The 12,841-nt window shown below is 55.3% G+C and carries 12 protein-coding genes; 2 read left to right on the top strand and 10 right to left on the bottom strand.

Going from position 1 to position 12,841, the window contains the following annotated elements:
- Positions 1-121 precede the first annotated feature (121 nt).
- On the top strand, positions 122-1,162 hold the full coding sequence (locus AB4Y96_RS05155) for a LacI family DNA-binding transcriptional regulator (RefSeq protein WP_441916127.1): 1,041 nt from the start codon (positions 122-124) through the stop codon (positions 1,160-1,162).
- A 25-nt stretch (positions 1,163-1,187) separates the two neighbouring features.
- On the opposite strand, the gene AB4Y96_RS05160 is transcribed toward AB4Y96_RS05155, so the two are convergent.
- The 8 genes from AB4Y96_RS05160 to AB4Y96_RS05195 all read right to left on the bottom strand — a co-directional run bounded on the left by AB4Y96_RS05160 (position 1,188) and on the right by AB4Y96_RS05195 (position 9,982).
- Positions 1,188-2,384 carry a glycoside hydrolase family 172 protein gene (locus tag AB4Y96_RS05160; protein ID WP_441916128.1) on the bottom strand — a complete coding sequence of 399 codons (1,197 nt, stop codon included), beginning with the start codon at positions 2,382-2,384 and terminating at the stop codon, positions 1,188-1,190.
- Positions 2,385-2,412: 28 nt separating this feature from the next.
- Positions 2,413-3,264: a carbohydrate ABC transporter permease gene (locus tag AB4Y96_RS05165; RefSeq protein WP_441916254.1), complete on the bottom strand. Its 852-nt coding sequence runs from the start codon at positions 3,262-3,264 to the stop codon at positions 2,413-2,415.
- The gene (locus tag AB4Y96_RS05170) at positions 3,257-4,183 is read right to left on the bottom strand and encodes a carbohydrate ABC transporter permease (RefSeq protein WP_441916129.1); all 927 of its coding nucleotides are present in this window, start codon (positions 4,181-4,183) and stop codon (positions 3,257-3,259) included. Before AB4Y96_RS05170 ends, AB4Y96_RS05165 begins: the two co-directional genes overlap by 8 nt.
- 27 nt (positions 4,184-4,210) lie before the next feature.
- A complete protein-coding gene (locus AB4Y96_RS05175) occupies positions 4,211-5,587 on the bottom strand; it encodes an ABC transporter substrate-binding protein (protein ID WP_441916130.1) in 1,377 nt (458 codons plus the stop codon).
- Between the two features lie 72 nt (positions 5,588-5,659).
- Positions 5,660-6,664 (bottom strand): LacI family DNA-binding transcriptional regulator, encoded by a 1,005-nt coding sequence (locus tag AB4Y96_RS05180; protein ID WP_441916131.1) that lies wholly within the window; start codon positions 6,662-6,664, stop codon positions 5,660-5,662.
- Between the two features lie 208 nt (positions 6,665-6,872).
- Positions 6,873-7,229: a DUF779 domain-containing protein gene (locus AB4Y96_RS05185; protein WP_441916132.1), complete on the bottom strand. Its 357-nt coding sequence runs from the start codon at positions 7,227-7,229 to the stop codon at positions 6,873-6,875.
- A gap of 65 nt (positions 7,230-7,294) precedes the next feature.
- On the bottom strand, positions 7,295-8,812 hold the full coding sequence (gene adh, locus AB4Y96_RS05190; RefSeq protein WP_441916133.1) for an aldehyde dehydrogenase: 1,518 nt from the start codon (positions 8,810-8,812) through the stop codon (positions 7,295-7,297).
- A gap of 195 nt (positions 8,813-9,007) precedes the next feature.
- Complete coding sequence (locus tag AB4Y96_RS05195; RefSeq protein ID WP_441916134.1) at positions 9,008-9,982, bottom strand: GAF domain-containing protein; 975 nt, start codon at positions 9,980-9,982, stop codon at positions 9,008-9,010.
- A 289-nt stretch (positions 9,983-10,271) separates the two neighbouring features.
- On the opposite strand from AB4Y96_RS05195, the gene AB4Y96_RS05200 reads away from it, so the two are divergent.
- Positions 10,272-10,433 (top strand): hypothetical protein, encoded by a 162-nt coding sequence (locus AB4Y96_RS05200; protein ID WP_162700364.1) that lies wholly within the window; start codon positions 10,272-10,274, stop codon positions 10,431-10,433.
- Positions 10,434-10,454: 21 nt separating this feature from the next.
- Here AB4Y96_RS05200 and cysE read toward each other — a convergent pair whose 3' ends face one another.
- Complete coding sequence (cysE, locus tag AB4Y96_RS05205) at positions 10,455-11,264, bottom strand: serine O-acetyltransferase (protein WP_441916135.1); 810 nt, start codon at positions 11,262-11,264, stop codon at positions 10,455-10,457.
- Between the two features lie 8 nt (positions 11,265-11,272).
- Positions 11,273-12,604 (bottom strand): NAD(P)/FAD-dependent oxidoreductase, encoded by a 1,332-nt coding sequence (locus tag AB4Y96_RS05210; RefSeq protein WP_441916136.1) that lies wholly within the window; start codon positions 12,602-12,604, stop codon positions 11,273-11,275.
- Positions 12,605-12,841: the final 237 nt, after the last annotated feature.

Genomic DNA, 12,841 nt, shown 5'->3' on the forward strand with positions numbered 1-12,841 from the left:
TTGAGTGATTGCGGAAGACCTGCGACTCCCATCCGTTCCCCTGAAATTGCTAGCATAGCTTTGGTAGTTGACTTCCAAAACGTTTCGGAAAACTATAAAATGAGCGTTTCCGGGAGGGGGCATGTCCAATCTTAAACAACTGGCGCAATCGCTTGGTCTATCCATCACCACGGTTTCTCGGGCTCTGGACGGCTATTCGGACGTATCGGCAAAAACGAAGGCGCGGGTTCTGGAAGCCGCGGCCAAGACGGGATACCAGCCCAACGTAGCCGCCCGCCGTTTGCGCCGTCAGCGCGCCGAACTTGTCGCCGTTACGCTCCCAACAGCTCCCGGTCATATCGGACCACCGCATTTCCTCGATATCCTTTCGGCATGTGCAGAACATCTGGCGCTATCCGGCCTTAATCTTGTCATTGCTCCTGTCCCGCGCGGCCAAAGCGAGCTGGAAATGTGCCAGCGCTTTGTCGATGGCCAGCGTGTCGACGCCATGCTGCTGGTGCGCACCAAACGCAATGACGAACGGGTGGAATTGCTTCAGTCGCGCGGTATCCCTTTTGTTACGCTGGGCCGGACAGAATCTGCCAAACCCCACGCTTTCCTCGATGGCGACGGCTTTGCTGGCTTCCGCGATGCGACACTGCGTTTCATCGCCGATGGTCATATTCATATCGGGCATATTGCGGGGCCACAGGCGTTTTCGTTTGCCCACCACCGCCGCATGGGTTGGGAAGCTGCCCTTGGCCAGACTGGATTGTCATCGGCGTTTCTGGCAGAGGGGGATCCAACCGAGCAAGGCGGTTATGCCGCCGCAAAAGCCCTGATGAGCGGCTCAGTCAAACCCACAGCTATCCTTTGTGCGACCGATGAAATGGCCGTTGGCACCTTACGTGCCTTGCGTGAAATCACGCATGGAAATACGGTCAGCATTATCGGCCATGATGATTTGCCGATGAGTGCGTTTACCGATCCACCGCTCTCCACCATGCGTGTGACGGGCGACGATATCGGCGTTCGCATAGCCTCCCTGTTGCTACGGGCCATTGACGGAGAAGCCCCGGAAGCCCTGCAGGAAATCCATCCGGTGGAATTTCTGCCCCGCGCCAGCCACCGCCGGTCGCAACGGCTGGCCGCCAATGATGCGGGTGTTCAAGCAGAAGAATAGCCGAATGCCGGTAAGGGCTGCGTGATCAGCTTCTTGTCTTGTTCACCACGGCGGACCAATTGCGGTACGGCGACCGAAATGTTGGCACGCGTTCAGCAACCTCCGGCAGTTTGTCAAAGCTTTGGTGTGGTTCCGATTGATACCAGAATGCTACCGAAGAAATGTCATCCGAACGGCCATTGGCATGGCCATGTTCAATCGTAACGCGGATGCTTTTGTGGAAGATAACCGGGTCTTCTATATGCCAGCGATAGAGCGTAACCGGCTCTGTCCAGTTGGGACCGCCCGCAGCAATTATGCCGTGATAGGGCGCGCTATAGGTCTGGGTCGGGCACCAGGCCGTATTGAAATAGTCCTCGGTCCCAGTTCCATGCAGGGTCGGCGGCCAGGCATCATTCGCACCCGGCACAGATTCAGCACGATCTGCAATCAGTTCCGCTTTGGGACCAATACGCGGATCAGGCTTGCGGATCGTATCAGGAACCGAGATTCCGGGTTCACCGTCGATGAAGATCATGTCATCACCCTCGCCGTACCAGTCCCAGACGGCGGACCGCCTACGTGAATAAACGCTGAAGAGAACACCGACATAGTGACCATGCCCTGTTGCATTCAGGATGGTGTAATTCTCCTTGCCATCGACATTCTCGCTGCCGAACAAAACCTGCTCGTTCGTCCTTCCTTCCTCGCTTGGCGCGTGTGGCCGGTCCTGCCGGTACTGGGCATGGAAACGTCCCATATCCTCGTCAAGCGTCTCATGCAGTTCAAGATCGACGTAGTAATAAAACAGGAGATCATGCTCCGCCTCGTTGGTGATCGTGAACTTCATGTGGGAAGCAAATGGCATCGGGAAATAGCAGTTAAAGGCCTTGCCATCCTCGGGACTGGCCTGCATCGGCAAGCTCGCATAATTGCGGGTTTGCGCATGGCCCATACCGAAAAAATCTCCGATCGGGGTTTCGATGCTCGGTTCCGCTTCGCCATCCCACCAGGCACGCAGGACGATTTTGCGCAGGAAACTCTCGCTTTCGCAGGCAAGGGTCGCCCAGATGTGGGTCACAATACCGGCCCCGGCATGTTCAGCAATCACCACTGTCTCGCCGGGTTCAATATGCAGACGATCATCATTTCCTCCCGTGCGGTCAAAACTCGAGAACCGGCGGGTTTTTGCCTTGCGCAATTTTGCCAGACCGCGAAGCGGTGAAAGTGCGGCATCGGTCATATCAGTTCTCCTGTGGAATGGTACGCGGTCATTTCAGGCCACTGGTCTTGATGGAATTGATGATTTGCCGTTGGAAAATCACGAACAGGGCAAGCGTCGGAATGGCGACGATGGTCGAGGCAGCCATCATGTAGTTCCAGGCTGCGGCGTACTGGCTTTTGAAATTGGCAATGCCGACCTGCACCATCCAGAGCTTGCTATCCGAGGTGATGGTCAGCGGCCAAAGAAATGAGTTCCAGTTGGCAAGAAAGAACAGAATTGCCAGAGCTGACAGGATCGGGCGGCTCAGCGGCAGAATGATGTTCCAGTAAATGCGCCAATAGCTGGCGCCATCCATCAGCGCTGCCTCCTCCATCTCGCGCGGGATCGAGAGATAATACTGGCGCAAAAGGAAAATACCGAAGGCATTGAAAATGGCGGGGATGATCAGCCCCGCATAGGAATTGAGCATACCGAGCCATTTTACGATGATGAACAACGGAACGATAATGACGGGCAGCGACACCAGAAACGTCGAGAAAATCGTGAGAAAAATCAGTTCCCGTCCCGGAAACCGCAGCCGCGCCAGTGCATATCCGGCCATGGAGTGAAAGAACAGTGCGATGATGGTAACAGCCGCAGAGACGAAGAGGCTGTTGAACATGAAGCGCAGAAACGGCACGCCGGTCAGCACATAGATAAAGTTGTCGAAGGTTGGCGCGCCGGGAATGAGATTGGATGAGAACGTTTCTGCGGCGGGTTTGAAAGCGATCGACACCATCCACAGCAGTGGAAAGATCGTCATGAGCGCCAGAACCGCTGCGACGGCCATCCAGATGATACGAACAAGGGTGATCTGCGAGCGGGCAAAATAGGCTGAACCGCGATGCGGACTACTCATGGTCAAATCGCCCTCCACGCGTGAACAGGAAGAGCACCAGCGTAAGCAGCATGAGCAGAAGAATAAGCGTTGAGGCCATGGCCGCGGCATAGCCAAAGGCGCCGAAATTGAACGCCTGCTGATAGATATAAACGATCAGCACAGAGGTCGAATTGGCCGGGCCGCCCCGCGTCATCACATAGATGATGTCAAAGACCTGAGCCCCCGCAACAGCAGCCACCATCGAGACCAGCAGAACGAAGAAGCTTGTCGGCTTGAGCAGCGGCAGCGTTATGTACCAGAACCGCGCAATCGGCCCTGCCCCATCTATTTCCGCAGCCTCATAAAACTCTGCCGGAATATCCTGCAATCCGCCCAGAAAGATGAGCATGTAAAAGCCCATCAGGAACCAGACGCTGACGACGACAACCGCCACAAGGGCAAAACTGGGATCGCCAAGAAACGAGATGGCAGGCAATCCGAGTTTGGGTAGCAACCGGCTGATCACGCCAATCTTGTCGACAACCATAAATTGCCAGACAAGCGCCACTACAACCAGACTGACCATATGCGGGGCAAAGAACATCGCGCGGATGACGGCATTGAAACGCCCGGGTTTCTGGATCAGTAGAGCAAGGCCCAACCCGCAGACATAAAGCGAGGGCACCAGCATAAACGCATAAAGTGCGGTGGCTTTTGCTGCCGACCAAAAAAACGGGTCCCTGATCATGCGAGCGTAGTTTCCAAGACCTGCAAACGTGTATGCGCCAAAGCCATCGACTTCAAAGAAGCCGATGACGAATGACAAGACCATCGGCAAGCCCAGAAAGATGAGAAGACCCAGCGCATCCGGCAAGACGAACAGGTAGCCTGCAATCCACTCGCGATGCTTTGCCGACAGACCGCGACGCCTGTTGATAACGAGAGGCCGGTCATTCATCGATACAGGTCCCCTTCTGGCAGTGCGTCAAAGGATCGGCGCGCCCTTATAGGAAGCAAGGAACGCATCAATCTGCTGCGACGCCGCCGTTGCGGTGGCCTGCGGGTCGGCACCGTTCAACTGGGTTTGCTGAATGGCATCCGAGATGATCTTGTAGACCTCAGGCGGAAGTCGCGGTTCGGCTCGAGTGCCCGGATGGATGTCTTTGGCAAAGATGCCCATGCCGCCTTTGCTGTAAACCTCGGCGCCTGACTTGAGCGCGCTATTGCGTGGCGGCATGTCGGATTTTCCGACCGTGCACCAATTGACCACACGGTCGACCGACCCCTGATCCATGGAAGCCAGTGCCCATGCACAAAACGCAGCGGCAGCATCAGGGTTCTTACCCTTGGCATTGGCGACAAACGCCCAGCCACCACCAACGGTCACGTATTTCCCGTTGGCAGGGGTCGGCAACCGGAAAATGCCGTAGGGAACATCCTTGGCATTGTTCTGCATGGCAGAAATAGCCCAGATACCGACATTCTGCATCGCCGCATAACCGGAGCCGAGATTGGCAACAACGTCATTGGCGCCGTAGCCCAGCACTTGCCTTGGAGCCACCCCGAGATTGATTGCGTCCTGCCAGAATTTCAGCGCCTGAATAGTCGCGGGAGAGTCAAAGGCACTCTTACCATCGGCACCCTGAAAGGCCCCACCGCCCTGCCACAGGAACGGATACCAGGTGAAGTTCTGGTAATAGCCGGGATTGGTCTCAAACAGGACGCCGAAGCGTTCCGGCGTTGTCAGCTTCTTGCCAAGCTCAAGCAGTTCGTCCCATGTCTTGGGAACATCATTTTCATTGAGCCCGGCTTTTTCAAAGGCGCTGATGGAATAATACATAGCCATCGGCTCGACTTCCATCGGAATACCGTAGATCTTGCCATCGACCTTTCGGCTCGCAAGAACACTCTCCGGGAAGTCTGCCTGAGCCGTGGCATCGATATGCGGCGTTAAATCCTGCAGCACACCGCCATTGTAATAGCGCAGGAAATCACCGGGCGAGATCAGAAAAATATCCGGTCCATCTCCCGAGGCAAACGACGTCGCCAGTTTGGTGCCGTTGATGTATTCCGAGTTCGGCACAAATTCGAGTTCAACCTTCTGCGGATGGCTGGCGTTCCAGTCGGCCACGGTCTTCTCGAACCAGGCAATCTGGGATGGAACCTGACCACCGGGCGCATAGAATTGCCAGAACTTGAGCGGAGCATCCTGTGCCCGGACAGCCATTGTGTTGATAAACGGAAAACCCGTGACGCCACCGATCAGCCCGGCAGCGGCAAAAGCCGAGGCATTGGTCAATATCTTGCGGCGCGACAGATCAGTCCGCGACCGTTTATCGTGTCCCTTGAATTCATTGCTCATGATTTCCTCCCTCTTCCTTGTCAGACGCAACGCCAATGCTCCTCCACCGGTGTTCGCCCGTGTTTTGTCAGATCAGGCCGTATCAAAAGGATGCAGGATACAGGGCACCACCTCCGTGCGCGGTTCTGCGTCATAGGTTCCATTGAGACGGTCGATCAGCATTTCGGTGGCGCGGCGCGCAAGAACCGCCGGACTATTGCCCACCCGGGTCAGTTTGGGTCTGATATATTCAAGCTGCGGCTGGTCGCCGAACACGGCAACCGCGATGTCTTCAGGCACACGAATGCCGCGATCATAAAACTCTGCCAGCGCGCCCGCCGCCATCAGGTAGTTGCCGAAAAAAACAGCCGAAGGAAGGTTTGCCGCATGACGGGCCAGTAGCCACTGGGCAGCGTCTTTGCCGGAGGGTGTGAGATACGTACCCTCGTAACGCATCCCTTCGATGAGGGGAACTCCATAATCGTGCAAGCCTTGCTCGAATCCTTCTGCCCGTTGCATTGCTTCCTTGAAAAAGGACGGACCGGTAACATGAGCAATACGGCGATGGCCTTTTTTCGCAAGATATTCCCCCATTTGATAACCACCCCCGTGGTCGTCGATTTTGACGCTGTCGACTGCCTGATTTGGAAGATGCCCAATGAAGACGGATGGGATATCGATCTTCAGCAGGGCATCGTGCATGCCATGCAGGGCGAAATCACCGACGATAAGTCCGTCGACGCGTTTGTTGCTGATCTGGCTGAGATATTCCCGGCCATGGTCCTGCGACCGCCCGCCGGGAACATCCGTGTTGAAAATCAGCGTGTCAAAGCCGATTGCCTCAAGCTCCGATTGTGCGGTTTTTACAAGCTCCGGATAAAACGGGTTGCGTATATCCGGAATGAGCATGGCGATGATGTTTGTGCGCCCGGTCCTCAAGCTGCGTGCTTGCGGGTTTGGCGCATAGCCCAACTCATCGATTGCACGGTGAACGCGTTCCCGCAGAGATTTCGACACGCGATCCGCATGATTGATGACATGCGAAACCGTTGTCTTTGACACACCCGCGCGTTCTGCAACTTCCGCTATTGTGCTCATAATTGCAAAATATCGCGCTTTGAATGCATTTGCAAATCGATTTGCAAATAATTTTGGGTAATTCATCGTGAGATAAGGCATTCCTCCTCTTTCAAAGGAATGCAGTGATGAAACGTTTCATTGTCTTATGTGGGGGCTGGCGCACACCTGTTTCCCGGGCGCCACACAGCATTTGGTTTTCTTGGATCATCGGCAATCAAAGCGATTGCTATTGTGTTGCTGAGATATCCGTATCAACAGCGCAAACTTTTGATCGCGTCAAAAACCGCACTTCCCGGCCATTGTCGAGCGAGAACATACCGCCCCGGCCCGGAACGACGTCAATAATCAGTTCGGTGTGCTTCCAGACATCATATTGCGATGCACTGATATAGACAGGCGCGCCACCAATCTCGCCAAGACAGACATCATTATCACCAACAATAAAATCACCCTGCGCGTAGCACATGGGTGAAGAGCCATCACAGCAGCCACCGGACTGATGAAACATGATCGCTCCGTACTCAGCCTGCAGTGTTTTTATAAGATCGAGAGCAGCATTTGTGGCGCTGACCTGATTTTTCATGATGCCCTCCAAGATGGAGCTGGCGGCGCCACACGAGCGCCACCAGCTTTATGACTCTACAGTGATCAGAAGAAGCCAAGCTTCTTCGGGCTGTAGCTCACCAACATGTTTTTGGTCTGTTGATAGTGATCCAGCATCTTCAGATGGTTTTCCCGCCCAATGCCTGACTGCTTGTAGCCGCCAAAGGCCGCATGCGCCGGATAGGCATGGTAGCAATTTGTCCAGACACGACCGGCCTGAATGGCCCGGCCAAAGCGGTAACAGGTATTTGCATCCCGGCTCCAGATGCCCGCGCCGAGGCCATAAAGTGTGTCGTTGGCAATCGACAGCGCTTCGTCATTGTCCTTGAAGGTGGTGACTGAAACGACGGGGCCGAAAATCTCTTCCTGAAAGACCCGCATACGATTGTGGCCCTTGAACACGGTCGGCTTTACATAGAAGCCACCGGCCAGATCACCCGCCAGCATATTGCGTTCACCGCCGGTCAAAATCTCGGCGCCTTCCTGTTTACCGATATCGATATAGGAAAGGATCTTCTCCAGCTGCTCACTGGAAGCCTGCGCGCCGACCATGGTGGCAGGATCAAGCGGGTCACCCTGAACGATCGCCTCAACGCGCTTGAGCGCACGCTCCATAAACTCGTCATAGATGGATTCGTGGATCAGAGCGCGGCTCGGGCAAGTGCATACCTCGCCTTGATTGAGCGCGAACATGACAAAACCTTCAATCGCCTTGTCAAAGAAATCATCATCTTCTGATGTCACATCCTTGAAGAAGATGTTGGGGGATTTGCCGCCCAGTTCCAACGTCACCGGAATGAGATTCTGGCTGGCATATTGCATGATCAGACGGCCGGTTGTCGTTTCGCCGGTAAAAGCAATCTTGGCGATGCGCGGGCTGGACGCGAGTGGCTTGCCTGCCTCAAGGCCAAATCCGTTGACGATGTTAAGAACGCCCGGCGGCAAAAGATCGCCGATGAGTTCAGCCAGTACCAGAATTGAAGCGGGCGTCTGTTCCGCCGGTTTCAAGACGACGCAGTTTCCGGCGGCGAGTGCCGGGGCAAGCTTCCAGATCGCCATTAGCAGGGGAAAATTCCATGGAATAATCTGGCCAACAACACCCAGCGGCTCATGGAAGTGGTAGGCGACGGTGTCGTGGTCGACTTCCGAGATTCCGCCTTCCTGTGCCCTGATAACGCCGGCAAAATAGCGGAAGTGGTCAATGGCCAAAGGCAGGTCGGCAGCGGTTGTCTCGCGGATCGGCTTGCCATTGTCCCATGTCTCGGCCTGTGCCAGCAGGGTCAGATTGTCTTCCATCACCTGCGCGATCTTGTTCAGGATAACACTGCGCTCGGCAACGCTAGTGCGGCCCCAGGCATCCTTGGCGGCATGGGCAGCATCGAGAGCGGCCTCAACATCGCTCGCATCGGACCGCGCGATTTCGCAGAGGACCTGACCGTTGATTGGCGAGGTATTGTCAAAATAACGCCCGGACTTTGGTTCGACAAACTTGCCGCCGATGAAATTGCCGTAGCGCTTTTTGAAATTCGGGCGAACTGTGCGGTTAAATTCTACCTTGTTCATTGTGTTCCTCCCTGGCGCAGAGGCTTGCAAAGCAAAAGCTCCACTTGCCTGTGCGCACTGATTAATGCCGCCTCCTGCGGCTGAGGAAGGATCGCGCGCGGATAGACATGTGTCACCCTGCACCAATGACCGGGCATTGCCCGTTGTCTCACTTTTGAGACAATGCCGGATTGGATTCAGCAAGCCGCCTTGGCTTCAGTTGATCCCGAGCTTTTTCAGCTTGCGGTGCAGCGTGGCACGGCCCATTCCCATCATGGTGGCGGCGGTCGATATGTTGCCGCCCGCATTGGCAAGGGCACGCTGGATGACGCTGCGCTCGGCTGCGGCAAACCCCTGATCTATTCCCATGTTCTGCCCGAGAAGATTGGCGGCAGGCAGCGGCTTGCTCAAGGTTTCATCCGTGAGACCCAGATAATGCCGGACAGTCCGGGACGCGCCAATAACGAGATCATCCTCATCCACGGCAATCAGCGCGCTTGCGCTGCGTTCATAGCTCACATCCGGCCCAAGCTTTGCCAGCATGATCCGTGCCTTTGGGAAAGCCAGACGGAAATTCTCCGCCTCCACCCGGCGCGCCGCATCGACAACAGCAACAGCAATCAGTTTGACAAAGTCTTCGGTGAGATCCCGGCGCGCCGACGAAACATCGATTGCTGCCATCAGGCGTCCGCAATGGTCAAATATGGGAGCAACGGTGCAGGATAGCGCCGTATTGCGGCTGCGGAAATGCTGATCCCTATGGATTGTCAGGGCGCGTTGCTCGGCAAGCGCAGTACCGATGCCGTTCGTGCCCTCACGCTCTTCACTCCACACAGCCCCTGTCCAAAGGCCGATCTTGCAGAAGGTGTCATCGTCAGACACGCTGCCGCGGCGATCAACCGGAACGCCATCCTTATCCGCCAGAAGCACGCAGCAACCGGCACCGCCAACGGCGGAATAAAGCCGGTCCAGCGTTGCTTGCGCAGTCGTGATCAACGATCCCAAGCGCTCGCGGGCATCAGCAAGTTCACGTTCACCGAGAAAATCAGGTGGTGCGCCCTCTTCCGGGTTCAAGCCATAAAGGCGCATGGAACGCCCCCAGGATGCCACGAGCGCGGATTGCGCAGCGGCACTTCCGGTGAGCGCGGCTTGAATTTGTTCGGCATGCTGTCCATCATGTCGCGTAGCCATTGGTCTCCTCCCAAAGTCCAGGCGCCCTTCATGCGTTCCCTTACGTTAAGCTAGTTGACGTTCTGGTCAAGACAATCGACGCCGCTGTCATCTGGTCTAATCGCTCCCGAAAGATAAAATTTCCAGTTCTTGAGCAAGTTAGGGAATCTCATATCCAGACATGCACGCCTAAAAGTATTTCAATGGCGCTGAAGTGTTTGACGACTGTTACGGCAGGATGATGCATATAAAAGACATTCAATCGACGGCGACATTATCCGAATTGGAAATTCGCGAGCTGTTCAGAAAAATGCTGAAGCTCACCGAAAATGCGCGGGGTGCTACATCCACCGGCCGCCATGAACTCGATGTCATACAAAACGTTCTGAAATTCTCGATGGCGCGGTTGAAAGAACCCGATAATCGCGGCACAGCCAACGACAATCCAGCCGGGCATTCCGATATCAAATAGTTTCGCTTGCCTTTGCCGGTCTCAAAGCCCGACATCATAGAGAATTTGGTTCATCGAACGAGCAGGCTCTCTTTCTTGTACGCCGCCAATAACCTTGGCGGGAACGCCCGCTACTGTTTTCCTGTTCTCAACGGATTTGAGTACAACCGATCCGGCACCAATCTTTGAATTGACGCCGATCTCGATATTTCCAAGCACGGTGGCATTGGCACCAATGAGAACACCATGCCTTACCTTGGGGTGCCGGTCGCCGGTATCTTTTCCGGTGCCGCCCAATGTGACGCCCTGCAGAATGGAAACATTGTCTTCGATAACAGCCGTTTCCCCAATGACAATACCGGTGGCATGATCAAAAAAGACGCCCTTTCCCAGCCGTACAGCCGGATGAATATCGACCTGCAGAACGCGCGATGATCTCGATTGCAAATAGGCGGCAAGGTCCTCACGGCCTGTTCCCCACAGGAGATGAGCAAACCGATGGATCTGGATGGCGTGAAAACCCTTCAGATAGAGCAGCACATGCAGCACGCTTTTGGTCGCCGGGTCCCGCTCCAGAACCGCATTGATATCTCTCTCGGCACCGGCGAGCACCGTAGGGTCCTGTTGCAGCAGATCACTGAAAAGATCGAATAATCTTTCGCTCGTCACCAATTGGCTGGCCAAGACCTCTGCCAACTGAAAACACAAAGCGTGTTCCAGCCTGTCAAAGCGTATCACCGAATGCTGGAGGACCGGAGCCAGTGTCGGCTCACGTTCACTCGTTGCAAGCGCCTCGAAGAGGATACGCGACCACAGGGATCGGCTTTTTGACGTCGCTGCTGCATTGGTCATGTTGCACCTTAAAACCCGGTGAGTGGCGTGATCTTTGAGCCATCACTGAAACGCGAAAATCGAAAATCCTTTGGATCAACCACAGGCGAGCGTCCCGTTACGATATCGGCCATCAAACGACCCGCAGCAGGCCCAATTCCGAAGCCATGCCCGGAAAAGCCAGTGGCAATATGAAAGCCGGGCACCGCGTCAACAGCGGAGATAACAGGAATAGCATCCGGAGTGACATCGATATATCCGGCCCAACGCTGCGCAATCTCGGCTTGGTTGAACACCGGAAATGCGGCCTTCAGACTATCGAAAAATCTGTCTGACAGATTGAGCGACGGCTTGGGATCAAGCACGCGGTTATATTCGAACGGGCTTGCCTCATCCATTTTCCACTTTGTCGGAATACGCGCTTCATCGAAAAAGCGTCCACCAAGGCGAAAAGACAGCGAACTCCATTCCAGTTTCAGGGCTGGCAGGAATTTGAACGCGTAGCGGAATGATTTCGGTACAATATCGACAATGTTCTCATCACCTGATGCGATGGTGTAACCGCCATCCTGCCGTTTGCGGATGGCAAAATCTTTGGACCAGAGCGCCGATTCAGGCCCGCCTTCAAGCGGTTTGGTGCGGATGACCGTGTTCAGCACTTTAAGCTGTGGCAGATCAATCCCGTAAAGACCGCAAAACAGGTTGGACCAGGCCCCGCCCGCAAGCACGACAGCATCACAGGCAATGCTTCCGCGCTCTGTGACCACACCGGAGATCTTGCCGCCTGCCGTCTCGATGCCGCGCACCGCACATTCAGTAAGAATGGAAGCACCCTTGTCGCGCGCTGCCTCGGCAATTGCCGGTGCTGCCTTTTGCGGCTCGGCTCGGCCATCAACAGGTGTGTATAGCGCGCCTTTGAGGTTCATCTTGCCGCCCGGCAGCAGATCATCGAGTTCCTTGCCGCTGACCATACGGCTTTCCAGCTGATATCCCTCAAGGTTTTGCAGCCAGCGCTCATTGTCCTCATAGGATTTATCGTCAGGGGATGTGAACAGAATGCCCGCACGCTTGTAACCCGTATCGCGGCCAAGGCGCTTGTCAAAGCCCGACCATAGACGCAGTGCTTCCGCCATGAGCGGCACTTCGCGCGGGTCGCGGCGAGAGATGCGCACCCAGCCCCAGTTGCGGCTCGATTGTTCCTGACCGATACCACCCTTCTCGCAAAGGGCGACCTTCAGGCCGCGTTCTGCCAGTTCCAGTGCTGTCGACGCCCCGATAATACCACCGCCGATAACAACAACATCCACTTTTTTCGGGATTTCTTCATCACCGTGAACACGCACAACATAGGGGCCGGGCATTGAATGGGTACCTCTTCACGAATGGACGATTGCGCAGCTGTATCAGTATTGCAAGGTCGTGCGCAGGCACTTCCAATCGTACCTCTCTATCCCCGCTGCCGGAAGGTAGAGCAGAACCATCGTGAAGGGAGGCATCTTTTTGCGAATAAATGTTTATTTCAGTGGAAACATGCTCAAAATGAAGTTCTCACGCACTCAGATTTGCTGTCAACGCCCGACACTTCGCAAGGATACGAA

It is taken from the genome of Phyllobacterium sp. TAF24 (genome assembly GCF_052113785.1).
Taxonomy (GTDB): Bacteria; Pseudomonadota; Alphaproteobacteria; order Rhizobiales; family Rhizobiaceae; genus Phyllobacterium.